The 26,281-nt window shown below is 71.9% G+C and carries 23 protein-coding genes; 16 read left to right on the top strand and 7 right to left on the bottom strand.

From position 1 onward, the window contains the following. The 4 genes from ABZX10_RS19875 to ABZX10_RS19860 are packed head-to-tail and all read left to right on the top strand — an operon-like array spanning nucleotide 1 to nucleotide 5,783. A complete protein-coding gene (locus ABZX10_RS19875) occupies nucleotides 1-1,065 on the top strand; it encodes a thiamine ABC transporter substrate-binding protein (protein ID WP_355543936.1) in 1,065 nt (354 codons plus the stop codon). Beyond that, nucleotides 1,041-2,699 (top strand): iron ABC transporter permease, encoded by a 1,659-nt coding sequence (locus ABZX10_RS19870; RefSeq protein ID WP_355543933.1) that lies wholly within the window; start codon nucleotides 1,041-1,043, stop codon nucleotides 2,697-2,699. The genes ABZX10_RS19875 and ABZX10_RS19870 overlap by 25 nt, the downstream gene beginning before the upstream one ends. Nucleotides 2,700-2,745: 46 nt before the next feature. Continuing rightward, a complete protein-coding gene (locus tag ABZX10_RS19865; protein ID WP_355543930.1) occupies nucleotides 2,746-3,798 on the top strand; it encodes an ABC transporter ATP-binding protein in 1,053 nt (350 codons plus the stop codon). 5 nt (nucleotides 3,799-3,803) lie between these two features. Then, complete coding sequence (locus ABZX10_RS19860) at nucleotides 3,804-5,783, top strand: GMC family oxidoreductase N-terminal domain-containing protein (RefSeq protein WP_355543927.1); 1,980 nt, start codon at nucleotides 3,804-3,806, stop codon at nucleotides 5,781-5,783. 51 nt (nucleotides 5,784-5,834) lie between these two features. Here the strand turns inward: ABZX10_RS19860 and ABZX10_RS19855 are convergent, their stop codons facing one another. Beyond that, nucleotides 5,835-6,833, bottom strand: a complete 999-nt coding sequence (locus ABZX10_RS19855; protein WP_355543924.1) for a cation diffusion facilitator family transporter — start codon at nucleotides 6,831-6,833, stop codon at nucleotides 5,835-5,837. 50 nt (nucleotides 6,834-6,883) lie between these two features. On the opposite strand from ABZX10_RS19855, the gene mgrA reads away from it, so the two are divergent. Continuing rightward, nucleotides 6,884-7,957, top strand: coding sequence for an L-glyceraldehyde 3-phosphate reductase (gene mgrA, locus ABZX10_RS19850; RefSeq protein WP_355543920.1), 1,074 nt, complete (start codon nucleotides 6,884-6,886; stop codon nucleotides 7,955-7,957). Then, nucleotides 7,954-8,616 carry a helix-turn-helix domain-containing protein gene (locus tag ABZX10_RS19845; protein ID WP_355543917.1) on the top strand — a complete coding sequence of 221 codons (663 nt, stop codon included), beginning with the start codon at nucleotides 7,954-7,956 and terminating at the stop codon, nucleotides 8,614-8,616. The genes mgrA and ABZX10_RS19845 overlap by 4 nt, the downstream gene beginning before the upstream one ends. A gap of 30 nt (nucleotides 8,617-8,646) precedes the next feature. On the opposite strand, the gene ABZX10_RS19840 is transcribed toward ABZX10_RS19845, so the two are convergent. Beyond that, nucleotides 8,647-8,844 (bottom strand): hypothetical protein, encoded by a 198-nt coding sequence (locus ABZX10_RS19840; protein ID WP_355543914.1) that lies wholly within the window; start codon nucleotides 8,842-8,844, stop codon nucleotides 8,647-8,649. A 196-nt stretch (nucleotides 8,845-9,040) separates the two neighbouring features. Here ABZX10_RS19840 and typA point away from each other — a divergent pair, with 196 nt between their 5' ends. From typA to ABZX10_RS19805, 7 genes are all read left to right on the top strand, one after another. Continuing rightward, complete coding sequence (gene typA / locus ABZX10_RS19835) at nucleotides 9,041-10,948, top strand: translational GTPase TypA (protein ID WP_355543911.1); 1,908 nt, start codon at nucleotides 9,041-9,043, stop codon at nucleotides 10,946-10,948. Nucleotides 10,949-11,045: 97 nt separating this feature from the next. Further along, nucleotides 11,046-12,899 carry an ABC transporter family substrate-binding protein gene (locus ABZX10_RS19830; protein ID WP_355543908.1) on the top strand — a complete coding sequence of 618 codons (1,854 nt, stop codon included), beginning with the start codon at nucleotides 11,046-11,048 and terminating at the stop codon, nucleotides 12,897-12,899. Further along, nucleotides 12,896-13,813, top strand: a complete 918-nt coding sequence (gene mshB / locus ABZX10_RS19825; RefSeq protein WP_355543905.1) for an N-acetyl-1-D-myo-inositol-2-amino-2-deoxy-alpha-D-glucopyranoside deacetylase — start codon at nucleotides 12,896-12,898, stop codon at nucleotides 13,811-13,813. Before ABZX10_RS19830 ends, mshB begins: the two co-directional genes overlap by 4 nt. After that, a complete protein-coding gene (locus tag ABZX10_RS19820; RefSeq protein ID WP_355543902.1) occupies nucleotides 13,813-14,163 on the top strand; it encodes a hypothetical protein in 351 nt (116 codons plus the stop codon). The genes mshB and ABZX10_RS19820 overlap by 1 nt, the downstream gene beginning before the upstream one ends. Further along, nucleotides 14,160-16,751 carry a bifunctional FO biosynthesis protein CofGH gene (locus ABZX10_RS19815; RefSeq protein ID WP_355543899.1) on the top strand — a complete coding sequence of 864 codons (2,592 nt, stop codon included), beginning with the start codon at nucleotides 14,160-14,162 and terminating at the stop codon, nucleotides 16,749-16,751. The genes ABZX10_RS19820 and ABZX10_RS19815 overlap by 4 nt, the downstream gene beginning before the upstream one ends. Continuing rightward, nucleotides 16,748-17,515, top strand: a complete 768-nt coding sequence (locus tag ABZX10_RS19810; protein WP_355543896.1) for a hypothetical protein — start codon at nucleotides 16,748-16,750, stop codon at nucleotides 17,513-17,515. Before ABZX10_RS19815 ends, ABZX10_RS19810 begins: the two co-directional genes overlap by 4 nt. Before the next feature lie 65 nt (nucleotides 17,516-17,580). Then, on the top strand, nucleotides 17,581-18,090 hold the full coding sequence (locus ABZX10_RS19805) for a Uma2 family endonuclease (RefSeq protein WP_355543893.1): 510 nt from the start codon (nucleotides 17,581-17,583) through the stop codon (nucleotides 18,088-18,090). A gap of 143 nt (nucleotides 18,091-18,233) precedes the next feature. On the opposite strand, the gene ABZX10_RS19800 is transcribed toward ABZX10_RS19805, so the two are convergent. Further along, on the bottom strand, nucleotides 18,234-19,451 hold the full coding sequence (locus ABZX10_RS19800) for a nucleoside transporter C-terminal domain-containing protein (protein WP_355543890.1): 1,218 nt from the start codon (nucleotides 19,449-19,451) through the stop codon (nucleotides 18,234-18,236). 108 nt (nucleotides 19,452-19,559) lie between these two features. On the opposite strand from ABZX10_RS19800, the gene fdxA reads away from it, so the two are divergent. Both fdxA and dapC read left to right on the top strand, forming a co-directional pair. After that, on the top strand, nucleotides 19,560-19,892 hold the full coding sequence (gene fdxA / locus ABZX10_RS19795; protein WP_224646084.1) for a ferredoxin: 333 nt from the start codon (nucleotides 19,560-19,562) through the stop codon (nucleotides 19,890-19,892). Between the two features lie 16 nt (nucleotides 19,893-19,908). Then, the gene (dapC, locus tag ABZX10_RS19790) at nucleotides 19,909-20,994 is read left to right on the top strand and encodes a succinyldiaminopimelate transaminase (RefSeq protein ID WP_355544106.1); all 1,086 of its coding nucleotides are present in this window, start codon (nucleotides 19,909-19,911) and stop codon (nucleotides 20,992-20,994) included. A gap of 25 nt (nucleotides 20,995-21,019) precedes the next feature. Here dapC and ABZX10_RS19785 read toward each other — a convergent pair whose 3' ends face one another. Further along, nucleotides 21,020-22,477 (bottom strand): aldehyde dehydrogenase, encoded by a 1,458-nt coding sequence (locus ABZX10_RS19785; RefSeq protein WP_355543886.1) that lies wholly within the window; start codon nucleotides 22,475-22,477, stop codon nucleotides 21,020-21,022. Nucleotides 22,478-22,591: 114 nt separating this feature from the next. After that, a complete protein-coding gene (locus ABZX10_RS19780) occupies nucleotides 22,592-24,139 on the bottom strand; it encodes a helix-turn-helix domain-containing protein (RefSeq protein ID WP_355543883.1) in 1,548 nt (515 codons plus the stop codon). 136 nt (nucleotides 24,140-24,275) lie between these two features. On the opposite strand from ABZX10_RS19780, the gene ABZX10_RS19775 reads away from it, so the two are divergent. Next, complete coding sequence (locus ABZX10_RS19775; RefSeq protein ID WP_355543880.1) at nucleotides 24,276-24,515, top strand: hypothetical protein; 240 nt, start codon at nucleotides 24,276-24,278, stop codon at nucleotides 24,513-24,515. A 66-nt stretch (nucleotides 24,516-24,581) separates the two neighbouring features. On the opposite strand, the gene dapD is transcribed toward ABZX10_RS19775, so the two are convergent. Together dapD and ABZX10_RS19765 are read right to left on the bottom strand one after the other, a co-directional pair. After that, nucleotides 24,582-25,532, bottom strand: a complete 951-nt coding sequence (gene dapD, locus ABZX10_RS19770; RefSeq protein WP_355543877.1) for a 2,3,4,5-tetrahydropyridine-2,6-dicarboxylate N-succinyltransferase — start codon at nucleotides 25,530-25,532, stop codon at nucleotides 24,582-24,584. A gap of 123 nt (nucleotides 25,533-25,655) precedes the next feature. Further along, nucleotides 25,656-26,009: a hypothetical protein gene (locus ABZX10_RS19765; protein WP_355543874.1), complete on the bottom strand. Its 354-nt coding sequence runs from the start codon at nucleotides 26,007-26,009 to the stop codon at nucleotides 25,656-25,658. Between the last annotated feature and the right edge of the window lie 272 nt (nucleotides 26,010-26,281).

Raw genomic sequence — 26,281 nt, 5'->3', positions numbered from 1 at the left:
ATGAACAACCTCGGCCGTCTCGGCCTTGCGATCCTGACCGCGACGGCCCTCGCCACCAGCGCCTGCGCGACGTCCACGGCACCGTCGGGCCCGAGCGACGCACCGTCGGCCACCGGAACCGTGACATTGGTGACCCACTCGAGCTTCCACCTGCCGGAGAACGTGCTCGCCGACTTCACCAAGCAGACCGGTCTGAAGATCAAGACCGTCGAGCTCGGCGACGGCGGCGAGCTCGCCACGAAGTTGTCGCTCACCCCGGGGAACCCGCCCGGCGACGTCGCCTTCGGCGTCGACAACACCTACGCCGCGCGGCCCGTGCGCGCCGGGGTCTTCGACGAGTACGTCTCGCCCGCTGCCGCGAACGGCGCGCAGGAGTACGCGCTCGCCGGCATGCCGCAACTGACGGCCGTCGACTTCGGCGACGTGTGCGTGAACATCGACACCCGGTACTTCACGGACAAGAACCTGCCCGAGCCGGTCTCCTATCAGGACCTCGCGAAGCCCGAGTACCGCGGGCTCACCGTGGTCGAGAACCCGGAACTCGCCTCGCCGGGCACGGCCTTCCTGGCGGGCACCGTCGCGACCCTCGGCGAGGGCTGGCAGGACTACTGGCGCTCGCTGCGCGCGAACGACGTGGCCGTCGCGCCGAACTGGAGTACCGCCTACTCCACCGACTTCTCCGGATCGTCGGGCAAGGGCCCGAAGCCGATCGTCGTCTCCTACGCCAGCTCGCCCGCGGCCGAGGTGGGCAAGGACGGCGCCGCGCCCCCGACCAAGGCGCTGCTCGACACCTGCTTCCGGCAGGTCGAGTACGCGGGTGTGCTGCGCGGCACCAAGAACCCCGACGGCGCGCGCAAGCTCATCGACTTCCTGCTGACTCCCGCGGTGCAGGCCACCATCCCCGACGAGATGTACGTCTACCCGGTGACCCGCGGCGTCGCGCTGCCCGACAGTTGGGCCAAGTACGCACCCGTCCCGCCGAAGGCCGCCACGCTGCCCGCCGACCGCCTCGCCGACGAGCGCGACGGCTGGGTGCGGCAGTGGCGCCAGCTGATGGGGCGGTGACCTTCCGGGTGCTGCGCGGCGTCGCGCCCTCGGCCTCCCTCGGGCGGCTCGCCCTGCTGGCCGCGCCGCTGCTGTTCGTCGCGGTCTTCTTCGTCTGGCCTGTCGCCGCGATCATCGGGCGCGGGCTCTCGTCCGACGGTGTCTCCCTCTGGGAGGGCTTCACCGGTGCGGGCGGGCTGGGCCTGGTCTGGTTCACCGTCTGGCAGGCCGCGGCGTCGACGCTGCTCACCGTGGTCCTCGGGCTACCGCTCGCGTGGCTCACCGCGCGCGTGAGGTTCCGCGGGCAGTGGCTGGTCCGGGTGCTGGTGACGGTGCCCTTCGTGCTCCCGACCGTGGTCGTCGGCGTCGCCTTCCGGACGATGTTCGCGCCCGGCGGGGGCCTGGGCTTCCTCGGCCTGTCGGAAACGGTGTGGGCGGTGCTGCTCGCGCACGCCTACTTCAACGTCTCCGTGGTCGCGCGGATCGTCGGCGGCGTCTGGTCGGCCGTCGACCCGCGCGCCGAGCAGGCCGCGCGCACGCTCGGCGCCGGGCCGGCGCGCGCCTTCCTCACCGCCACGGCGCCCGCGCTGCTCCCGGCGATCGCGTCGGCGGCATCTGTGGTGTTCCTCTTCTGCGCCACGAGCTTCGGCATCGTCCTCGTGGTCGGCGGCAGCCGGCTGCGCACTCTCGAGACGGCGATGTACCAGGAGGTCGTCGGCGCCTTCGACCTGCGGACCGCGGCCCTGCTCGCGCTGGTGCAGATCGTGGTCGTGATCCTCGCCGTGACCCTCAGCGGGGCGCTGCGCGTGCGGGCCTCGCGTCCCTCCTCGGCGGCACGCCCGCAGCCCGCCCGGCCGGACGGCCCGGCTCGGATCGGCGTGCTCCTCGGCGTGCCGGCGGCCGTGGTGGCGTTGCTCTTCCCCCTGGCCGCGCTCCTGCTCCGTTCGCTGCATCCCGACCAGTCGGGCGCGCTGAGCCTGGACGCCTACCGCCGGCTGACCGCCGACATCGGCGGGGTGGTGCCGGCCAAGGCGCTGACGATGTCTCTGGTGACCGCCGCGCAGGCGGGTGCGATCGCGCTCGTCGTGGGAACTCTGGCTGCGCTGGCCATCTCGCGCTCGCGCGGCCTACTGAGCCGGTTCGCCGACGCGGTGGTGATGCTGCCGCTCGGGGTGAGCGCCGTGACCCTCGGTTTCGGCTACCTCCTTGCGCTGCAATCGCTCCCGACGGTGCGCGAGTCGCCCGCGGTGCTGCCCTTCGTCCAGGCGCTCGTCGCGCTGCCGCTGGTGGTGCGCGTGCTGGTGCCCGCGCTCGCCGCGGTCGACCCGCGGCAGCGGCAGGCGGCGGCCGTGCTCGGCGCGTCCCCGCTGCGCGTGTTCACCACGGTCGACCTGCCGGTCATCGGGCGATCCGTGGCCGTCGCCGCGGGGTTCGCGTACGTCGTTACGCTGGGGGAGTTCGGGGCGGCCAGCTTCCTGGTCCGGCCCGAGCAGATGACGCTGCCCGTGCTGATCGGCCGCATCTCCGGCCGTCCGGGGTGGGACAACGCCGCGCTGGCGGCGTCCTGCTCCGTGCTGCTCATCGTGGCGACGGTGCTGGTGATCGGGCTCGTCGAGGTGCTCCGCCGGGACGACACCGCGAGGGCCGAGTTCTGACCGGGCGCAGGGGGCGCGGCCGGGGATCCGCGAGAGGGGACTGCACGTGCTGACCATCGACCGCGTGAGCGTGCGGTACGGCGCCGAGACGGCGGTGCGCGAGGTCTCGCTCACCGTCGGGCATGACGCGACGGGAGCCGAGCCCCCGGACGGCCCGTCCGGGGGAGGCTCATCGGTGACTGCGCTGCTCGGCCCGTCGGGCTGCGGCAAGTCGACGCTGCTGCGCGCCGTCGCGGGTCTCGAGCCGCTGGCCTCCGGCCGCATCCTTCTGGACGGCGCCGACCTGGCCCGGGTGCCCACGCACAGGCGTGGGTTCGGCATGGTCTTCCAGGACGGCCAGCTGTTCGGGCACCGCGATGTGGCGGGCAACATCCGCTACGGCCTGCAGCGGCGGCACGTGCCGCGCGCCGAGGCCGACGCCCGGGTCGAGGAGCTGCTCGAGCTCGTCGGGCTGCCGGGCCTGGGGTCGCGCCCCGTCGGGGAGCTGTCCGGCGGCCAGCAGCAGCGCGTCGCCCTGGCCCGCGCGCTGGCCCCGCGCCCGCGGCTCCTGCTGCTGGACGAGCCGCTCTCGGCGCTGGACCGCCGGCTGCGCGACCGCCTCGTCGGCGACCTGCGCCGGATCCTCCGCGAGACCGCCACGCCCGCCCTGATCGTGACCCACGACCACGACGAGGCGGTGGAACTCGCGGACACCGTCGCCGTGCTCGACGCCGGCGAGATCGCCCAGGTCGACCGGCCCGCGCGGCTCTGGCGGCGTCCCCGCACGCCCGAGGTCGCGCGGTTCCTCGGCTACACCGTGCTGGTGGACGCGCAGGTCGAGCGCCAGCAGGCGACGTGCGCACTGGGGCAGGTCATCGTCGACTGCCCGGACGGGCGGTTCCAGCTGGGGCTGCGGCCCGGCTCCGTCGTGCTCCAGGCGCACGGGGTCCCGGCCCGCGTGGTGGGTTCGGTCCCGACCGCCGACGGAGTGCGGATCACCGTCGGCGTCGACACCGACGACGGCGAGCTGCTCGTCGAGGCGCTCGGCGACACCGCGCCCGCCGACGGAGAGATCGTGCGCGTCGCGCTCAACCCGCGGCGCGTGGCCGTGATCGGATAGGTCTCGTGACCGAGAACACGTCCCCGAGCCCGTTCGGCCCGCGCCAGGAGCGTGCGCTCCTCGCGATCGGCGAGACGCTGATTCCCGGATGGGACGGCGTACCGGGGCCGCGGGGCATCGACTACCTCGCGACCGTCGCGGCGATGGCGCAGCACAAGCTGCTGCCGCGCGAGCTGCGCGAGATGAAGATCTTCCTCGACCTGTGGGACACCCGCGGCATGGGGCTGGCCCACGGCATCGGCCCGCGCAGGTTCTCCGCCCTGCCCCATGGGGAGCGCGAGGCCGCCCTCCTTCGGTGGGGCGGTTCGACGGTGGCCGCGAAGCGCTCGATCTTCCAGGGCCTTCGCTCCTTGCTGATCGCCGCCTACTTCGTGGCGCCCGACGCGACCGCGGCGCGCGCCGCGATGGGCTACCCGGAGGCCTTCGGGCCCCTGCCCGATGCACCGCCGCGGCCGCTGACTCCGCTCGTCGTGACCGGCGACAGGTTGAGCGCCGACGTGGTGATCGTGGGCTCCGGCGCGGGCGGCGGCACCGCCGCGGCGGTGCTCGCCGCAGCGGGCCTCGACGTGCTGGTCCTGGAGAAGGGCGGCTATCACGACGACCGTGACTTCGGCCGTGGCGAGCTCGAGGCGCTGACCACCCTGTACTCGGGGCCACCCGCCTCCACCCTGGAGGGCCAGCTCGCCCTCATGTCCGGCGGCACCCTGGGCGGCGGCACCGTCGTCAACTGGACCACCTCCTTCGCCACCCCCGACCACGTGCGAGCGGAGTGGGCCGCGTACGGGGCGCGGCAGTTCGCCGGCGAGGAGTACACCCGCGCGCTCGCGGCCGTCCAGCGGAGGCTGTCGGTGAACCTCGAGCACGGCGCGATCGCCCACCGCGACGCGATCATGGAACGCGGCCTCGGCGCGCTGGGCCGGCACTGTGCCCCGATGCCGCGCAACGTTCTCGGCTGCGATCAGGGTGTCGAGTGCGGGCGGTGCGGCTACGGCTGCCGGATCGGCGCCAAACAGTCGGTGACGAAGACGTGGTTGCAGGACGCCGCCGACGCCGGGGCCCGCATCGTCGTCGAGGCCGACGTGCGGCGGGTGCGGGTCGCGCGTGGCCGCGCCACGGGTGTCGAGGTGGCGCTGGCGGACGGGAGGCGGGTCACCGTCGACGCCCGGGCCGTGGTGGTGTCCGCCGGCTCGATCCAGACCCCGGCACTGTTGCGTCGTTCCGGGCTGCGCAACGAGCGGATCGGGGCGAACCTGCGGTTGCACCCCGCGACCGCGGTGGCCGGCCGCTTCGACGAGGACATCCGGCCGTGGGAGGGCGGGCTGCAGACCCGCTACTCCACCGAGCACGCCGACCTCGACGGCCGCGGTTACGGCGTGATCTACGAGACGGGGCCCATGCATCCTGGGGCCGCCGTCGCCTTCCAGCCCTGGCACTCCGCGGCCCACCTCGCCGACGACATGCGGTCCCTGCGCCGCACCGGGGTGGTGGGCGTGATCCTGCGCGACACCGGCGCGGGCAGGGTCACCGTCGGGCGCGACGGCGAGCCCGTGGCGCACTACCGGATCAGCGACTACGACGCCCGTCATCTGCACCGTGGGGTGGTGGGCGCCGCCGAGATCCTCGCCGCCGCCGGCGCGACGGCGCTCCGCACCGCGCATCAGGTGCGCGTGGCGGTGGACCTCGCCGACGCGGTCGACGCCGCCGGACGCGCGGACCGCATCGCCGACCTCGCCGGCCGGGCGCACGCGCAGGGCTACGCCCCGGCGAGATGCATGATGGCCGCGCTGCACATCATGGGTACCGCCGCGATGGGCGGCAGCCGGCAGACCTCGGCGACCGACCCCGACGGTGCGACCTGGGAGGTGCCGAACCTCGTCGTCGCGGACGCGTCGTGCTTCCCCACCCCGAGCGGCGTGAACCCGATGATCTCCATCGAGGCGATCGCGCACATGAACGCCTCCCGCCTCGCGGCGCGCCTGACCTGACGGGTCCGCCGGTCCGACGGTGCGCCGTCCGACCGCCGGTCGCGCGCGGGGTCAGGGCCGGGGCGCGTGTGCGGGGAAGTACCAGTCGGGCAGGGGGCCGGGGCGCAGGGTCGTCGCGTCGCCGGGCCGGGTGAGGGTGAAGACGGCGCGCTGGATGCGCGGGATGCGATCCATGTCGTCCGCGATCGTGGCGAGCCGGGCCGCGACCTGCGACTCCGGCAGGTCACCCTCTAGGTCGACGGCGGCGACGAGGAACAGGCGATCGGCGCCGACCCACTCCATGTGCAGGAAGCTCACCTGCTTGATGTCCGGGTGCGCGAGCAGTGCCTCGAGTATGTGGTTGCGGGCCAGGGGCGTCGCCTCCTCACCCGTGAGGAAATCCATGTTGCGCCGGATCAGGAAGACGGCGACGACGCCGAGCAGGATCCCGACGGCGATCGACCCGATCGCGTCCCACACCGAGTTCCCGGTGATCTGGTGCAGAGCCAGCGCGGTCGCGGCGATGACGATGCCGATCAGGGCGCTGAGGTCCTCCGCGAAGACCGAGCGCAGCACCGGGTTGGACGTGATCCGCACGTAGCGCAGCGGATGCATCATGCGCTCCTGCGCGCCGGCCCTGGTCTGCCGCAGGGCCTGGAGGAACGACGTGCCCTCCAATACGAACGCGATGGCGAGCACCGCGTAGGCCCAGCCGTAGTCCGAGGTCTCCTCGGGCGCGGCCAGCGCCGAGACGCCGTGCCACACCGACACCGCCGCGCCGACGCTGAACAGGCCGAACGCCGCGAACATCGACCAGACGTAGCCGGACCGGCCGTAGCCGAAGGGATGCGACGGGTCCGCGGGCTTCGCGGCGCGCCGGGCGCCGATGAGCAGGAAGACCTCGTTGCCCGTGTCGGCCCACGAGTGCGCGGCCTCGGCGACCATCGCCGCCGAGCCGGTGACCACCGCCGCGACCGACTTCGCCACCGCGATGAGCACGTTGGCACCGAACGCGATGAGCACCGTCAGCAGGCTCTCGTCGTGGGACCCGTCCTGTGCGTCGTCGCTCATGCTGCCGATCGTAGGCCCGCGGGTGACGCGCGCCGGGCATGATGGTGGTCATGGGTGCATTCGATCCGTACGTCGCCGCCGACCGCCGTTACGAGGGCGTTCCGTACCGTCGCGTAGGGGAGTCGGGGCTCAAGCTCCCGGCCGTCTCGCTCGGCCTCTGGCACAACTTCGGCGACGACAAGCCGCTGCAGACCCAGCGCGACATCCTGCGCCGCGCGTTCGACCTCGGGGTGAATCACTTCGACCTCGCGAACAACTACGGGCCGCCGCCCGGCAGCGCCGAGCGGAACTTCGGCACGCTGCTCGCCGAGGACTTCCGGCCCTACCGGGACGAGCTGATCATCTCGTCGAAGGCGGGCTGGGACATGTGGCCGGGACCGTACGGCTTCGGCGGCTCCCGCAAGTACCTGCTCGCCTCGCTGGACCAGTCGCTGGGGCGCATGGGGCTCGACTACGTGGACGTCTTCTACAGCCACCGGCCGGATCCCGAGACGCCGCTCGAGGAGACCATGGGCGCACTGCACCACGCCGTGACCTCGGGCAAGGCGCTGCACGTGGGGATCTCCTCGTACAGCGCGGAGCTCACCGCTCGCGCGCAGGAGATCATGCGTGATCTCGGCACCCCGCTGCTCATCCACCAGCCGTCCTACTCGATGCTCAACCGCTGGGTCGAGCGGCCCGACCCCGCGGGCGGCGCGGAGGCTCCCTCGTTGCTCCGGACCACCGCCGCCGAGGGGATGGGCGTCATCGCCTTCTCGCCGCTCGCGCAGGGCCTGCTCACGAACCGCTACCTCGGTGGCGTACCGGAGGACTCGCGCGCCGCCGCCGGCAAGAGCCTCTCCAGCGGGATGCTGTCGCAGGAGAATCTCATGCGGGTGCGCGGCCTCGCCGACCTCGCCGCGGCGCGCGGGCAGACGCTCGCGCAGATGGCGATCGCGTGGGTGCTGCGCACCCCGGCCGTGACCTCCGCACTCATCGGCGCGTCCAGCGTCGCGCAGCTCGAGGACAGCGTGGGTGCGGTGGCGAACCTCGACTTCTCCGACGCCGAGCTCGCGGCGATCGACGAGTTCGCCGTGGACGGCGGCGTGAACATCTGGTGGGGCGCCACCGAATCGACGTCGTGATCGGGGGCGCACCCGGCTCGGGAACGGGCACCGTCGGGCGGGTGTACGCGGGCGCCGACGCGCGGACCCGGCACGCCGAGCGCCTCGCGCGCCTGGAGGACGCGGGGCTGGAGCTCTTCGCGACCGCGGGCTACCAACAGACGACGGTGGCCGCGATCTGCGAGCTCGCCAGGGTCTCGCGCCGGCACTTCTACGAGCAGTTCGACGATCGGGAGGCGCTGCTGCGGCACCTGTACGACGGGGTGCAGGCGCGGGGGCGCGCTGCTGTCGCGGCGGCGCTGGCCGACGGTGCCTCCGGCGCGGGCCCGCAGGCCGTACGGGACCTGGTGTCCCGCGGTCTGGCCGCGTACATCGACGCGGTGCTCGCCGACCCCCGCGGCCTGCGGGTCGCGTTCGTGGAGGTGGTGAGCGTGAGCGCGGAACTCGAGCGATTCCGGATGCACAATCGCGCGGCCTGGGCCGCGATGGTGCGTGCCGCGGCCGAGGAGGCGGGCGCCCGCGCGGCCGCGCCCTGGGCCTACGCGGCGTTCATCCCCTCGGTCAACGAGTTCCTCATGGCGTGGTGGCAGCACTCCGACGACCACTCCGACCCCGCCGAACTGGTGAGCGTCCTGACGTCCATCCTGACGGACCTGCTGGTGGGCGCACCGTCGGACTGAGGCTCGGCGGAACCGCCCGGCCGTGCACCGTCAGGCGGCCCGGGTGCGGTTCGGGTTGTCGCGCACGGACTTCAGGGACTTCTTGAGGTCCTTCTTGGAGGCGCCGTCCGCGGCCAGGCGATTGAGTTTGTGGATCACCACGGGGCATTTCATGCACCGCGTCTTCTTACGGCAGCACTTCTTCTTGGGCTTGCTGCCCACGAGTTCGTGCGCCTTGGTCTTACTCACCTCAATAGGTTAGCGCAACCTAATGAGAACTTGTCAATCGTCACACCGGCGCTCTGCGATTCGGGCCGGACCGCCTGTTCCCCCTAAACTGGTATCGACCAGGCGTGTCCGCACGTCCCTTTTTCGTGTCCGCGAGACGCGCTCCGTCACGACGGGGCCGCCCGCGTGCGCGGACGCCAACCGCAGGAGAACCCTTGTGAGCCAGCCCAGCTTCCGCAACGTCGCCATCGTCGCGCACGTCGACCACGGGAAGACCACCCTTGTCGATGCGATGCTGCGGCAGTCCGGCGCCTTCGGTGAGCGCGCCGAGCTCGTCGACCGCGTGATGGACTCGGGCGACCTCGAGAAGGAGAAGGGCATCACGATCCTGGCGAAGAACACGGCCGTCCACCGTGTGAACGCCGACGGCACCACCACCGTCATCAACGTGATCGATACCCCCGGCCACGCCGACTTCGGCGGCGAGGTCGAGCGCGGCCTGTCGATGGTCGACGGCGTCGTCCTGCTCGTGGACGCCTCCGAGGGCCCGCTCCCGCAGACCCGCTTCGTGCTGCGCAAGGCGCTCGCCGCCTCGCTGCCCGTGATCCTGGTGGTCAACAAGACCGACCGCCCCGACGCCCGCATCGAGGAGGTCGTCACCGAGGCCCAGGACCTGCTGCTCGACCTCGCGTCCGACCTGTCCGACGAGGCCGCGGAGGCCGCCGAGCTGGCGCTCGGGCTGCCCGTGATCTACGCCTCGGGCCGCGAGGGCAAGGCGTCGACCACTGCGCCGGCGAACGGCGAGGTCCCGGACGCCGAGAACCTCGACGAGCTGTTCGAGATCCTGCACGACCACATCCCGGCGCCCAAGGGCGACCCGGCCGCCCCGCTGCAGGCGCACGTGACCAACCTCGACGCGTCGGCCTTCCTCGGCCGCCTCGCCCTGGTCCGTATCCACAACGGCACCCTGCGCAAGGGTCAGACCGTGGCCTGGATGCGCGAGGTCGACGGCGAGCCGGTGGTCACCAACGCCAAGGTCACCGAGCTGCTGGCCACCGACGGCGTCGAGCGCAAGCCCGCCGAGGAGGCCGTCGCCGGCGACATCGTGGCCGTCGCGGGCTTCCCGGAGATCATGATCGGCGACACCCTCGCCGACCTCGACAACCCCGTCGCGCTGCCCCGGATCACGGTCGACCAGCCCGCCATCTCGGTGACCATCGGCACCAACACGTCGCCGCTGGTCGGCAAGGTCTCGGGCCACAAGCTGACCGCCCGCATGGTCAAGTCGCGCCTCGACTCCGAGCTCATCGGCAACGTCTCGCTCAAGGTCCTCGACATCGGCAAGCCCGACCAGTGGGAGGTGCAGGGCCGCGGCGAGCTGGCGCTGGCCATCCTCGTCGAGCAGATGCGCCGCGAGGGCTTCGAGCTGACCGTCGGCAAGCCCCAGGTGGTCACGCGCAAGGTCGACGGCAAGGTGCACGAGCCCTTCGAGCACCTCACCATCGACGTCCCCGAGGAGTACCTCGGGTCGGTCACCCAGCTGCTCGCGAACCGTCGCGGCCGCATGGAGACCATGGCGAACCAGGGCACCGGCTGGGTCCGCATGGAGTTCGTCGTCCCGTCGCGCGGCCTCATCGGCTTCCGCACCGACTTCCTCACCGAGACCCGCGGCACCGGCATCGCCAACGCCGTCTTCCACGAGTACGCGCCGTGGGCCGGCGAGATCCGCGCCCGGCACACCGGCTCGCTGGTCTCGGACCGCCAGGGCAGCGTGACCCCGTTCGCCATGATCCAGCTGGCCGACCGCGGCACCTTCTTCGTCGAGCCGGGCGCCGACACCTACGAGGGCATGGTCGTGGGCATCAACCCCCGCGCCGAGGACCTCGACATCAACGTCACCAAGGAGAAGAAGCTGACCAACATGCGTCAGTCCTCCGCGGATGTGATGGAGACCCTCGCCAAGCCCATCAAGCTCGAGCTCGAGGCCGCGATGGAGTTCTGCGCCGGCGACGAGTGCGTCGAGGTCACGCCCGAGGTCGTCCGGGTGCGTAAGGTGCACCTGAACGCCACCGAGCGCGCCCGCGAGCGGTCGCGCGCCAAGTCTCGGGACCAGTCCGCGGGCTAGGCCCCCGGGTCCGCCTCCCGGAGGGCTCCGGGGCGGCGGTGGCACGGCCCGACGGTGACCGGTTCGGGCGGGAACGACAGCGAGCGGAGGAGGCGCGGTGCGGCGGAGGTCCCTGGGGCTGGCGGTGTCGTCGGCCCTCCTGGCGGCGACCCTCACCGCGTGCGTCGCGGACCCGCCCCCGGCGGTCCCGGGGTCGGAGACCTCCGCGCCGCCGCAGGTGCCCACCGCGACCGGCGCCACCGTGCAGGTCGCGATCGACGGCCTGGGGGCGGGGTTCAACCCGCATCTGGCGTCGAACTCGTCGGCCGCGGCGCGGGCGCTCGCGGCGATGACGCTGCCCAGTGTGTTCCGGGAGACCAGGGCCCCGGACGGCCGGGTGGTGCTGGCCCAGAACACCGACCTGATCCCGACCATCGAGCACCCGGCGCCGCTCCAGATCGCCTACACCATCCGGCAGGACGCGCAGTGGTCCGACGGTGCGCCGATCGCGGCCGAGGACTTCGTCTACCTGTGGCAGTCGATGATCACCGCCCCGGACACCGTCGGCTCGGCCCCCTACCGGCAGATCGAATCGGTGGCGTCCGGCGCCGGCGGCAAGCGGGTCATCGTCACGCTCAAAGCCCCCCTCCCGGGGTGGCGCACGCTGTTCCAGAACCTGCTCCCCAGCCACCTCGTCAAGGGCTCACCCGGCGGCTTCAACGGCGCGATGCGCGAGAAGATCCCGGCATCCGGCGCGGGCTACCTGGTCAAGAAGGTGGACGTCGCGCGGGACGAGGTGACCCTCGAGCGCAACGACCGCTACTGGATGAAGCCGGCCCTCGTCGACCGCATCGTGCTGCGCAAGGGCGGCAGCGACACGCAGCTCGCCAACTCGGTGCGCACCGGCGACGTCCAGGTGGTCTCGGTTCACGGCGGACCGTCGTTGTTGGCCCAACTGACCTCGATCTACCAGGTCCGCGCGGTCGAACAGGTCGACCCGCGCGTGCTGTCCCTGACGCTGAACACCCGCTCGAAGTTCCTCACCGATGTCGCGGTGCGGCGGGCCCTGCTCGATGCGGTGAACGTCGACCTGCTCACCACGGTCGGCTCCGGCGGCGACACGGTCCGGCCCGCCCGGGCGCAGGTGTTGGCACCGTCGGACCCGGGATACGCGCCGACGATGCCGGCCCGGCCCCCGGCGGCCGAGGCCAAGGCCAAGCTGGAGACGGCGCTCGCGGCGGCGGGCTATTCGCTGCAGACCGCGCCGATCCCGCCGAGCCAGAGCGTGCCGCCCACGCCGCCCCCGCCCGCCAGCACCACCGCGCCGTCCACGAGCGCGGATCCGTCGGCGCTGCCGGTGCCGCCGTCCCCGTCGCCGGGGGAGAGCGTGCAGCAGTACGTGCGCGACGGGGTGCCGATGTTCCTGCGGATCGGCGTGCCGCAGGGCAATGTCCCCGCGTTCGCGGTGGCCAGCAATGCCACCGATCAGTTGCGTGCGATGGGCGTCTTCGCGTCCGTGGTCGCGCTCGACCCGCAGGTGGTGGCCGGGACGGCCCTGCTCGACGGTGCCGTCGACGCGGTGGTCGGCTGGTCGGGGACGGGCCCGACGCCCGTCGAGCGGTTCGCGGCCCGGGTCGCGTGCCCCGCGCCGCCCTCGGAGGATTCCGGGCGGGCCGCTACCACGACCCCCGAGGCGCCGAATCTCGAGAACGACCCCGCCGCGACCACGGTCGGTGGCAACCTGGCCGGCCTGTGCGACGCCGATCTGCAGAGCCTGGCCCGCGAGGGGCTGCGCGGCGGCGCCGTCGACCTCGGCGCGATCGACGCCGACCTGTGGTCCCGGGCCACGGTCCTGCCGATCCTGCAGGACGTCACCCTCTCGGCCGTGGGGCCGATGGTGCAGGGGGTCACCCTCGAGGGGCCACCGCAGGACGGCGTGTTCAGCGGCGTCGAGGGATGGGCCCGGAAGTGACTCCACCCGACGCCGCACCGCGGCGGCTGCTGCTGGTGCACGCGCATCCCGACGACGAGACCATCACCACCGGCGGCACGATCGCCCGCTACCTGGCCGAGGGGGCCGAGGTGACGGTGGTGACCTGCACGCTGGGCGACGAGGGCGAGGTCATGGAGCCCCGGTTCGCGCAGCTGACCCCCGACAACGCGGACCAGCTCGGCGGATACCGGATCGGCGAGCTGACCGCCGCACTCGCTGCGCTCAGCGACCCGGCGGGGCCCGTGCTGCGGCCGCTGTTCCTGGGCGGCATGGGACGCTGGCGCGACTCCGGCATGGCGGGGACCCCGGCGGCGGAGCACCCGCGCGCCTTCGCGACCGCCGTCGCGTCCGCGCAGCCCGACGGTGGGCCGGTGGCGGCGCTGGCGGGGATCCTTCGGGAACGGCGGCCGCAGGTCGTCGTGACCTACGACGAGGTCGGCGGCTACGGCCACCCCGACCACATCGCCGCGCACGCCGTGACGCACGCGGCGGTCGAGGCGGCGGCGGATCCGTCGTTGCCGGGCGAGCCGTGGCGGGTCGCGAAGCTGTACTGGACGGTCACGGCGCGCGGCGACCTCGACGCCGGGCTCGACGCTCTGCGCGGCGCCCGGTTGCCCGCGGACTGGCGCGTGGCCGCCCCCGACGAGTTGCCCGCCCACGACGAGGCCGTCGTGACGGCCCGGATCGACGCGTCCGCCGTTGCGGATCGCAAGGTGGCCGCGCTCCGTGCGCACGAGACCCAGCTGGCGGTGGACCCGACCGGGATCGCGTTCGCCCTCACCAACCGGATCGCGCAGCCGGTGTTCCACGAGGAGGCCTTCGTGCTCGCCCGCGGCGTCGCCGCGCCCGGGCCGGACGGTGTCGAGCGCGACCTGTTCGCGGGGATCACGTGATGGCGCCGCTGGACCGCGTGCTGCTCGGCGTGGCGGTCCTCGGCGGCGCCGTCTGCGCCGTGGGGGCCACGATGTACCTGTACACCTACGTGGGGTCCGTGCCGCTGCCTCTGTCGGCGGTGGTGTTCGGCGCGTTCCTGTCGCTGATCTCGGTCGCGGCGCGCCGACTCGGGGGAGAGTCCTTCCACGCTGCGCTTCCCGTGATCGCATTCCTCGTCGTGATCGTCGCGTTCCTGCTGGGTGGGCCCGGGAGCAGCACCGTCTTCTACGACTGGCGGCTGCTCCTCGTCGTGGTTTGTGGAATCGGGATGCCGGTCGCTGCGGGATACCTGGCATCATCGGAAGAGTGACGGACGCTTCTGAGCAGACCCCCGCTCTCCTCCCGGTGCCCTCGGTGCCGAAACGAGCGGTGGAGCCGTACGTGCCGACGGCGTCGGCGATGCGCCGCGCCCTGCGCCGTGCCCGCGACGGCGCCGTGCTCAACGTCGACGAGGCCCAGGTCCTCCTCGCCGCCCGCGGCGAGGACCTCGAGGACCTCTGTCGCTCGGCCGCGCGGGTGCGCGATGCGGGCCTGCTCGAGGCGGGGCTCACGGGGGCCGACGGTACGCCGCAGGTCACCTACAGCAAGAAGGTCTTCATCCCCATCACGCGGCTGTGCCGCGACCGGTGCCACTACTGCACCTTCGTGACGGTGCCCGGCAAGCTGGCCGCCGAGGGGCACGGCGCCTACATGGAGCCCGACGAGATCCTCGAGGTCGCGCGCCGCGGCGCCGAGCTGGGCTGCCACGAGGCGCTGTTCACGCTGGGCGACCGGCCCGAGGACCGCTGGGAGGCGGCGCGGACCTGGCTCGACGAGCGCGGCTACGACTCCACGCTGGACTACGTGCGGGCCATGGCCATCCGGGTGCTGGAGGAGACGGGGCTGCTGCCGCACCTCAACCCGGGCGTCATGAGCTGGGAGGAGCTCTCCCGGCTCAAGCCCGTCGCACCGTCGATGGGGATGATGCTCGAGACCACCTCCGAGCGGCTGTTCACCGAGAAGGGGCAGCCGCACTACGGCTCGCCCGACAAGGACCCGGCGGTCCGGCTGCGCACCCTCACCGACGCGGGCCGCCTCTCGGTGCCCTTCACGACGGGCCTGCTCATCGGCATCGGCGAGGACGAGCGCGAGCGCGCCGAGTCGATCATGGCCATCCGCAAGGTGCACAAGGCCTTCGGCCACGTGCAGGAGGTCATCATCCAGAACTTCCGCGCCAAGCCCGATACCGCCATGCGGTCGGTGGAGGACGCGGACCTCGAGGTCTACCGCGCGGCGATCGCCGTGACCCGCATGGTGCTGGGCCCGGCGATGCGGGTGCAGGCGCCGCCGAACCTCGTCTCCGCGGACGAGTGCCGGCTGCTGCTCGAGGCGGGCGTGGACGACTGGGGCGGCGTCTCGCCCGTGACCCCGGACCACGTCAACCCCGAGCGCCCGTGGCCCGACCTCGATGCGCTCGCCGCGATCACCGCCGACGCGGGATTCGACCTGCGGCAGCGGCTCACGGCGCAGCCCAAGTACGTGCGCGCGGGCAATCCGTGGATCGACCCGCGCGTCGCGCCGCACGTCGCCGCGCTCGCGGACCCGGAGACGGGGCTCGCCGACGCTGCCGCGATGCCCGTCGGGTTGCCCTGGCAGGAGCCGGACGAGGAGTGGGCGTCGTCGGGGCGCACCGATCTCAACACCGCGATCGACATCGACGGCCGGAACACCGACACCCGTTCGGACCTCGGTTCGGCGTTCGGCGACTGGGAATCCGTGCGCGAGCAGGTCCTGTCTCTGTCGGCGCCCGCGAAGGTCGAGTCGGACGTGCTCTCGGCCCTGCGCGCGGCCGAGAAGAACCCGGGCGGGCTGTCGGACGATCAGTACCGGGCCCTCGCCTACGCCGACGACGCCGGACTGGAAGCCCTGGTGGCGCTGGCGGATCAGCTGCGCAAGGACGCCGTCGGCGACGTGGTGACCTATGTGGTCAACCGGAACATCAACTTCACGAACATCTGTTACACCGGCTGCCGGTTCTGCGCCTTCGCGCAGCGCAAGGGCGATGCCGATGCCTTCACGTTGTCCATGAAGGAGGTCGCCGACCGCGCCGAGGAGGCGTGGCAGGTGGGCGCCACCGAGGTCTGCATGCAGGGCGGCATCGACCCGGACCTGCCCGCCACCGGGTACGCCGACCTGGTGCGCGCCGTCAAGGATCGCGTGCCCGGAATGCACGTGCACGCCTTCAGCCCGATGGAGATCGTCAACGGTGCCGCCCACTCGGGCGAGTCCGTGCGGGACTGGCTGATCGGGCTCCGCGAGGCGGGCCTGGATACGATCCCCGGTACCGCCGCGGAGATCCTCGACGACGAGGTGCGGTGGGTGCTCACCAAGGGCAAGCTGCCCACCTCCGCGTGGATCGACGTGGTGACCACCGCGCACGAGGTGGGCATCCGGTCCAGCTCGACGATGATGTACGGCCACGTCGACAACCCGTCGCACTGGGTGACGCACCTCAACGTGCTGCGCGACATCCAGGACCGTACAGGCGGTTTCACCGAGTTCGTGCCGCTGCCCTTCGTGCACCAGAGCGCGCCGTTGTACCTGGCCGGCGCGGCGCGGCCGGGGCCGACCAAGCGCGACAACCGCGCCGTGCACGCGCTGGCGCGGGTCATGCTGCACGGCCGGATCGATCACGTCCAGACCTCCTGGGTGAAACTGGGCACGGCGGGCACGCAGGCGATGCTGCAGGGTGGCGCGAACGACCTGGGTGGCACCCTGATGGAGGAGACGATCTCGCGGATGGCGGGGTCGGCGCACGGATCGGAGAAGACGGTGGCGGAACTGCACGCGATCGCGAACGGCATCGGGCGCCCGGCGCGCGAGCGGACCACCACGCACGCGCAGCGGGGTGCCGCGTGAACGCGCTGGAGCCGCGGGGCGGTGCCGTGACGGGCGAGGTGACCGATCTGGAGCTCGCGCGCACCGTCGGGGTGTTCGTCGCGGTGGCCCGGCCCGCGGTGGCCGGGGCGCGGTTCGTCTCCACGCTCGCCGGCCTGACGCCGATCCCGGTGGTCAACGACTACCTCAAGCGCGATGCGAACGGTCGTTCCCGGTGGTGGGTCATCCCCGTCGGCGCGGTGTCGACGGTGGCGGTGGCCTGGCCGGGCGCGCTCGGCATCGTCGCGCGACTGCTGCCGGTGCAGACGTACCTGGGATTCGCCAACCAGACCGTCGTGGTCGTGGGCATCGCGGGCGAGCACGGCGTCGATCAGGTACCGGAGCAGATCGACCTCGTCGCGCGGGTGCTCTCGCGCCGGCAGATCGACTCCCGTGCGCTGCTGGGTGACCGGCCCGGCTTCCAGGACCTCGTACCCGTGCGCGCGACCGCCGACAAGGCGCGCGGCGGCGTGTTCTCCGCGTTCGGCGCGGTCCGCGACGTGCTGCACACCGTGAAGTCGGCGCGCTCGGCGCTCGAGTCCCGCCCGCGGCCCGCCGGCGTCTTCGACACCCTCGGTAGGCTGCCCGTCGTCGGTGCGGTGGCGGGTTACGTGGGCGAGTTCGCGACGCTGCGCGTCGTCGAGGCCCGCGCGTCCGACGGTGCCAAGATCCTCGGCCTGGAGGCGGTGTTCGCCGGAAACGCGGCCCCGTCGGGTGTCGAGGCGGACCCCGAGCCCGAGGCGTAGCCCCGATTCCCGTCGGTCGGCGGCGCTAGACTCGCGACATGACCGCAGCTCGGAGAGTCGACTTGATGTCGCTGGACGACTGGCGTGCCTTGGGGGAGGACACGTCGGGGCGGTCGGAGCTTCAGGAGGGGGTCCTGATCGTGTCTCCGAGTCCGGTGCCGAGGCATCAGAAGGCGGGTTTTCGACTCGGTTTGGCGCTACACCCGCAGGTACCCGACGGCGTCGAGATCGTGCCGGATGTCGACGTCATCGTGGCGAGCGGGTTCCCGCCGACCGTGCGTCGTCCGGATCTCGTGATCGTGACGGCGAGCACCGAGACGGACATCGTCGCCGCAGATGTGGTGCTCGTCGTCGAGATCCTCTCGCCCGGCACCCGTCGCCAGGATCTGGTGACCAAGCGCAGCGAGTACGCCGACGCGGGCATCCCGCACTACTGGATCGTCGACCTCGACGGCGGCCCGAGCATCGAGGCCCTCACACTCCGCGACGGCCAATACGAAGGTGCAACGTCCACAGGTGAATTCACGACCACGGTGCCTTTCGGACTCCGCGTGGACCTGACCGCACTGATCTGACGAGGGACGGGCGAGGGCAACGCCGTCGAGCGCATCGGACGACCGAGCCGCTAGGCGAGTGGAGGAGGTCTAAGCGAGCGGCGATTGCCCTCGCCCGGCCCGGAGCCCTCCACCCTGCGGGCCCCGAGCGCACCGTCGGGAAACTACGAGATGAGGCCGACGACGGTGGCGGAGATGAACGAGACCAGGGTCGCGCCGTAGAGCAGCTTGAGGCCGAACTTCGCGATCTGGTCGCCCTGTTCGGGCGCCAGGGATTTCGCGGCGCCGGCGATGATGCCGATCGAGCTGAAGTTCGCGAACGACACCAGGAAGGTCTGGACGATCGCGGTGGCGCGCTCGCTCATCACCACGGCGCCGCCGGGGTTCTGCGGCGTGAAGGACAGCATGGCCACGAACTCGTTGCTGACGAGCTTGGTGGCCATGATCTGGCCGGCCTGGACGCTCTCGCCCCAGGGGACGCCCGTGAGCCACGCCAGGGGCGCGAAGATGTGGCCCAGCACGTCCTGGAAGGTCGTGCCGTTGAACACCCACGCGAACAGGCCGTTGACGAGCGCCAGCAGCGCGACGAAGCCGATCAGCATGGCGGCCACCGTGAGTGCGACCTTCGCGCCGTCCATGATGTACTCGCCGAGCATCTCGAAGAAGGACTGTTTCTTCTGCTCGGGGGCGGCGAAGACGTCGTCCTCGGGTGCGACCTCGTAGGGGTTGAGCAGGGAGACGACGATGAACGCGCCGAACAGGTTCAGCACGATCGCGGCGACGACGTACTTCGGCTGGATCATCACCATGTACGAGCCGACGATCGACATCGACACCGTCGACATCGCCGACGCGGAGAGCGTGTACAGCCGGTTCGCCGGCAGGGTCGGCAGGATCTTCTTGATCGCGATGAAGTTCTCGGACTGTCCGATGATCGCGGAGCTCACCGAGTTGAACGACTCCAGCTTCGGCATGCCCGTGATCTTCGACAGGACCAGGCCGAGGTACTTGATGATCAGCGGCAGCAGCTTGATGAACTGCAGGATGCCGATCAGTGACGAGATCACGATGATCGGCAGGAGCACGTTCATGAAGAACGGGCCGGCGCCGTCGGGGTTGGTCTTGAAGTCGACGAGGCCGCCGAAGACGAACGAGGTGCCCTCGTGCGCGTACCCGAGCAGGTTCTTGAAGCCCCGCGAGAGCCAGTCGATCACGGACTTGCCGATGGGGGTCTTCAGCATGATCAGGCCCAGTACGAACTGGATCGCGAGCATGCCCAGGATGTAGGGCGCCTTCTTCTTCAGAAGGGCCGTGTTCCGCGTGGGCAGGTACGCGAGGAACAGGAAGACGAGCAATCCGAACACACCGACGATTACGTGCACGAGTGAATGAAATCACACCCCGGCAAGTTAGGCGACACTTCTTTGTGACACGTTCCAGCGGCGCGGAATACTGTCGGGTGGAAGCAGTCGGTGCGAAGGAGATGACAGGTGACGTACACCATCGCAGAGCCCTGTGTGGATGTGCTCGACAAGGCATGTATCGAGGAGTGCCCCGTCGACTGTATCTACGAGGGCAACCGGATGCTGTACATCCAGCCCGATGAGTGCGTGGACTGCGGTGCCTGCGAGCCCGTGTGCCCCGTCGAGGCCATCTTCTACGAGGACGACGTGCCGGACGAGTGGGCCGAGTACGTGAGCGCGAACATCGATTTCTTCGACGAGATCGGTTCGCCCGGCGGCGCCGCCAAGCAGGGGAAGATCGACTACGACCACCCCTTCATCAAGGCGCTCCCGCCCATGAACACCGACACCGAGCACTGACGTGTCGCGCGTGCCCGTGGCGTCCGGCCTGCCGGACTTCCCGTGGGACACCCTCGCGGACGCGAAGGCGAAGGCCGCGGCGCACGTCGGCGGCATCGTCGATCTCTCGGTGGGCACCCCGGTCGACCCGGTCGCCGAGCCGATCCGCGCCGCGCTCTACGAGGGCTCCGCGTTCCCGGGCTACCCGGCCACCATCGGCACCGCCGCCCTGCGGGAGGCCGCCGCGGCGGCGCTGAGCCGTCGCTACGGGACCGTGGCGCTGCCGGAGAACGCGATCCTGCCCGTGATCGGGACGAAGGAGGCGATCGCGCAGCTGCCGTCGCAACTCGGGCTCGGAAGCGGCGACGTGGTCGTCATCCCCGAGGTCGCCTACCCGACCTACGAGGTGGGTGCTCTGCTCGCCGGGGCGCGGCCGGTGCGGGCCGACGGTACCGCCCAGCTCGGCCCGGAGCGGCCCGCCCTGGTGTTCGTGAACTCGCCCTCGAACCCGACCGGCAAGGTGCTCGGCGTCGACCACCTGCGCAAGGTGGTGCAGTGGGCGCGCGAGCGCGGCGCGATCGTCGCCTCCGACGAGTGCTACCTGGGCCTGGCCTGGGAGGCCGAGCCCGTCTCGGTGCTCGATCCCCGGGTCTGCGACGGCGACACGACCGGCCTGATCGCGATCCACTCGCTCTCGAAGACCTCGAACCTGGCCTCGTACCGCGCGGGCTTCCTCGCGGGCGACCCCGCGCTCATCGCCGAGCTGGCCGCGGTGCGCAAGCACGCGGGCGCCATCGTGCCCTTCCCGGTGCAGGCCGCGATGGCCTACGCCCTCTCGGTGGACGAGCACGAGGCGGAGCAGCGCGCCCGCTACGCCGCCCGCCGCGCGGTGCTGCTGCAGGCAGTCCGCGGCGCGGGCTTCACCGTGGACCACTCCGAGGCCGGGCTGTACCTGTGGTCGACGCGCGGCGAGCCCTGCCGTGACACCGTCGACTGGCTCGCCGAGCGGGGCATCCTCGCCGCGCCGGGCGAGTTCTACGGCCCGCAGGGCGCGCAGCACGTGCGCATCGCGATGACCGCGACCGACGAGCGGATCGCCGCCGCCGCCGAACGTCTGGCCTGATCGGCGGGCGGACGGACGGCGCGCCTCAGCGGTAGATCGTCTGCAGGTTCGTGTACGCCGCCAGGCCCTCGGGGCCCAGCTCCCGCCCCATGCCGCTCGACTTCACGCCACCGAACGGGGCGACGGGATCGGGGATGTACCGGTTCACGCCGATCGTGCCGGTCTGCACGCGCCGGGCGACCGCCGCGCCGCGGTCCGGGTCGGAGGTCCAGACGGTGCCGCCCAGGCCGTACTCGGACGAGTTGGCCAGGGCGATCGCGTCGTCGACGTCGTCGTAGGCGATGACCGAGAGCACCGGGCCGAAGATCTCCTCGCGCGAGGTCACCGCCACGTTCTCGGCGTCCGCGAACACCGTCGGCTCGACGAACCAGCCCCGGTCGCGACCGGGGCGCCCGCCCCCGACGGTGAGCCGCGCACCGTCGGCGATGCCCCGGGCGATGTAGCCCTCCACGCGCTCGCGTTGGTTCCGGGTGGCCAGCGGGCCGATCTGCGTGGTCTCGTCGGCGGCGTCGCCGACCTGCAGTGACTGGGCGAACGCGGTGAAGGTGTCGACCACCTCGCTGTAGCGGGAGCGGGGCGCGAGGACGCGGGTGCCGAGGAAGCAGGTCTGCCCGTTGTTGAGCATCGTCGAGGTGAACAGGCCCTCGCCGATGGTGCCGAGGTCGAGGTCGGCATCGTCGAGCACGATCGCCGCGGACTTGCCGCCGAGCTCGAGCGTGACGGGCCGCAGCAGCCGCCCGCAGGTCTCGGCGATCGACCGGCCGGCCGCGGTCGAGCCGGTGAAGGCGACCTTGTCGATGCCCGGGTGCGACACCAGGTACGCGCCGACCTCCCGGCCGGCGGGGACGATGTTGAGCACACCCGCGGGGAGCCCGGCCGCTGCCGCGGCCTCGGCGAGGAGGAAGGCGTCGAGCACCGTCTCGGGGGACGGCTTCATCACCATCGTGCAGCCCGCGGCCAGCGCGGGCGCGAGCTTGAACATCGCGAGCGCCTGCGGGAAGTTCCACGGCACGATCGCGGCGACGACGCCGATGGGGGAGCGGCGTACCTCCACGGTCCCGCCGAACATGCCCTGTCGCAGGTCGGCGGCGGCCGGTTCGCGGATCAGGCCCGCGTAGTAGCGCAGCAGGAGTGCCGGGTAGGCGCCCTCGAGTTGTGTGGCGACGGCGATCGGCATGCCGTTCTGCAGGCTCACCCGGGACGCGAACTCCGCGGACCGGGCCTCGATCTCGTCGGCGAAGCGCGCCATCGCTGCGGCGCGGCGCTCGGGCTCCCAGGTCGCCCAGCCGTCCTGGGCATCGAACGCGGCCCGGGCAGCCGCCACGGCCCGGTCGACGTCGGCCTCCGCCGCCTCGGGGACGGAGCCGAGCGGCTCCTCGGTGCTGGCGTTGATCGGCACGATCGTGCGCGCGGTGCTGGGAGTGATCCACTCGCCGCCCACGTACAGGCGGTCGTAGGCGGTGGTGGCGGTACTGGTGGTCATGGCGATCCCTTCATCGGACGTGATGACCATCACGGTAGAAACCGCCGGGCGGGCCGGACTGTTCAAAAGTTGGACACTTCCCGTCGCGGCGGCCTCGGTTCCGTGGCCCGTGGCTCAGCCGATCCGCAGGCTCCGCAACCGGGAGTAGAGGGTGGTGCGGCTGATGCCGAGCGCGGCGGCGGCTCGTGCCTTGTTCCCGCCCGCCGCGCGCAGGGCCGCGACGATGGCGTCGTGCTCGGCGCGCTCGAGCGGGCCCAGATCACGCCGCTGCGGGCTCACTCGGTAGCGCTCCGGGAGGTCGCTCACGGTCACGTCGCCCGCGGACCGGGACCGCAGCGTCGAACTCAGTACGGAGCGCAGCTCATGCAGCTCGCCCGGCCAGTCCTGCGCGGCGAGCGCCGCCAGTGCGGACGGGGTCAGCCGGACCCGGTCGCCGCCGGGCAGTCGGCGGAGCATCCCGGTCGCGAGATCGGCCAGCTCCGTGCGGCGGTCGGACAGCGGCGGCAGGTCCACATGCCGCCGGCACGCCGCGGCGAGCGCCGCCGCGGCACCCTCCAGGGCCGGCGTCGCGGGCCCCGTCAGCACCAGGCCGGCCGGCCGGTCGACGACGCCGAGCAGTCGGGTCGCGCAGTCCGCGGGCAGTCGGTCGACGTCCTCGACGAGGAGCGGCCGGGCGGGGTCGGCGAGCGCGAGCGCGCGCAGCCAGCCCTGCGGGTCCGCCGCGGCGGCGGCCCCGTCCAACTCGGTGACCGGCGCGGACAGTGCTGCCCGGGCGGCCGTGGTCCGGCCCGTGCCGGGGCCGCCGCCGACGTACACCGGTCCGGTCTCGGCGTTCCCCGCAGCACGGGACGGCGCGTCGATCCGCCGGAACTCGTAGACGGTGCCGTCCGCGCCATCGCCGACGCGGCGCGCCAGGACGGACACCTCGGAGCCCGATTGCAGGGTGAGGTGAACGGGCCCGGCGTCCGCGGTCAGCTGCGCGAGCAGGTGGTGATCCGCGGGCGTCACGAGATCGGCCGCCGCGGAGTTCGACAGCACCAGGTCGCCCGCGAGGGCGAGGACTGCACGGTCGTGCCCCGTCGTCGCCAGGGTGAATGCCTCGAAGACCCGCTGACGGCTGCGCGGCGAGTCGGCCAGGGCCCGCTCCTCGATGTCCCGGACCGCGCGCTGGACCAGGGCGGGGAGCAACGGGGAGTCGTCGGCGGTCCGGCACGTGATGTCGACCACGCCGAGGAGCCTGCGGGTGATCGGATGGAAGATCGGGTGGCCGTAGCAGCTCAGATGCTTGAACCGGTCGAGGTAGTGCTCCTCCCCGCGCACGGCGACCCCGCTGCGCAGTTCGTGAGCGGTGGCGATCGAGTTGGTCCCGGTCGTCTCCTCGAGGAACACTCCGCCGAAAACCGCACCGAGCCCGTCGAATTCGCGATGCAGGGAACGTGCGCTCGCCTGGATGTCCACCACCCTCGAGTCGCGGTCCGACAGGATCACGCCGTAGGGGGCGTCGCCGATCCGCTCGGTCAGGTCGGTGAGGACCGGTGCGGCCGCGCGGAGCAGCGTGGACCTGCGGTCGACGGCCTGTTCGTCGACCGGGACGGCGGTGTTCGCCGGCGCGAGTCCTGACATCCGGGACCTGCGCCACGACAGTTCGATCTCCGGGCGCACCTGCTCAGGTTAACGACGGCGGGGTGGCCGCCGCGCGGTTCTCGCCGCATCTGCGCGTTTCGCGATAAGTGGTACGCTATAGCAAAGTGTATTGAGGTTCGGTTACGGACGGGAGGTGACGATGAGATTCACGCGGATGAGGATCACGGCGGTGTCGGCGCTCTGCCTCGCCGTCGTGCTGTGCGGCGTGGGGCTGTGGATCGTCGAATCGCACCTGGTCTCGAAGGGTTCGGAGTGCGGCGGGATGGGCTCGCCCCGCGCGGTTCCCGGCGTGCTCGTCGCGGTCGACGATCGCGCGACGCTCAACGTCCTCGACGACCTGCTGTCGCGAATGGGCTGCGGAATGCCCGCTCAGGCGCGCGTCGGTGGCAAATAGTATTCACTGGGGACGAGTGAAGAACGGCGGCCGACGCGTGTCGGCCGCCGTTCTCGCTGTCGGACGTCAGTTCTTGTGCAGGGCGGCGTTGAGCTCCACGCCCTCGCTCTTCCACGGCACGACCTCGACGGTGCCGGTCACCGAGTTGCGGCGGAACAGCAGGTTGCTCCGGCCGGCCAGCTCGCGGGCCTTGATCTGGGTGCCGTCGGGGCCGGTGACCTTGGTGCCGGCCGTCAGGTAGAGGCCCGCTTCGAGCACGCAGTCGTCGCCGAGCGGGATGCCCAACCCCGAGTTCGCGCCCAGCAGGCACCGCTCGCCGAGCGCGATGATCTCCTTGCCGCCGCCCGACAGGGTGCCCATGGTCGACGCGCCGCCGCCCACGTCGGAGTGGTCGCCGATGACGACGCCCGCGGAGATGCGGCCCTCGACCATGGCGGTGCCGAGAGTGCCGGCGTTGAAGTTCACGAAACCCTCGTGCATCACGGTGGTGCCCTCGGCGAGGTGCGCGCCGAGGCGTACGCGGTCCGCGTCGCCGATCCGGACGCCGGTGGGCACCACGTAGTCGACCATGCGCGGGAACTTGTCCACGGAGAACACGGTGACGGTGCCCCGCTTGCGCAGCGCCGCGCGGACCTGCTCGAAGCCGGCGGGGGAGCAGGGGCCGAAGTTGGTCCAGACCACGTTGGCGAGCAGGCCGAACTGGCCGTCCAGACTCAGGCCGTGCGGCTGCACCAGGCGCTGGCTCAGCAGGTGCAGGCGCAAGTACACGTCGTGCGCGTCGACGGGCGCGTCCGCGAGGTCGGCGATGGTCGTCTCGACCACGACGGTGCGCACCTTGCGGTCGGCGTCCGGGCCCGCGAGGGCGGTCAGCTCGGCGGGCGCGCCGGCCGGGTCCTGGACCGATCCGACGGTGCCGCCGCCGTCCGTCAGCGCGGGCGCGGGGTACCAGGTGTCGAGCACCGTCCCGTCGCCGGTCAGGGTGGCCAGTCCGTACGCCTTCGCTCCACGATTCGTCACCTGATCAGGGTACCGGTCCGCGTGGCAGCCCCGGTGTACCGGTCATCAGCCCGAACAGGCGGGGCGATGCATCGGTACGCCCGCGCCGACCGATCCCGGAACGTGTGACACGATCGCCGCGGACTACCAGGTGTTGGTTATGGTCGTGCCGATACCGTTCACCGGCGGAGACGTGATGCTCGACGCCCAGTTCTGCGGTGTACCGCCGCACCCCGTTCGGAGCACGAACCTCGTCGCACCGTTCGCCGTGAAGCTGAAGTCGCTGTAGGTCGCTCTGCGGGTATTGACGGCCCACCCGGGGCTGCCGCCGCCGATCGGTTCCACCCAGATGCCCACGGGCGCGGTCCGCGCCCTCGTCGCGTGGTGGATGCAGGTGTTCGTGCCACTGATCGTCGCGGCGCTCGCCGACGGCGCGACGATCAGTGTGATCGCCACGGACGATGCTGCGGCGACGGCGCCGATTCTCACTGTTGCCATGGGATATCCCTCTGTCGAGAAACCTCGAGAGTTATTCTCGCTGTACAGGATTGACGGTACTTGGCGGCGCGGTCGCCGTATGTCATCCGTTCAGGGGAATCAGCCAGGGGCGAACGCGGCGAGGACGAACGATGCGTCGCTCGCGCTAGACATCCCAGGGGCGTAGGGAGTCAAGCCGCGTGTGCGTCGATTTCAGTTCGGTGACGCCAGGCGGTGGTCTCGTTGTAGCGGTTTCGGCTGGCGAGGCAGCCGTGGAGGATGCCGACGAGGCG

Source organism: Tsukamurella sp. NPDC003166, from assembly GCF_040611135.1.
GTDB lineage: Bacteria > Actinomycetota > Actinomycetes > Mycobacteriales > Mycobacteriaceae > Tsukamurella.
The sequence above is the reverse complement of the archived record's forward strand: the minus strand, read 5'-3'. Positions and strand labels throughout refer to the sequence as shown.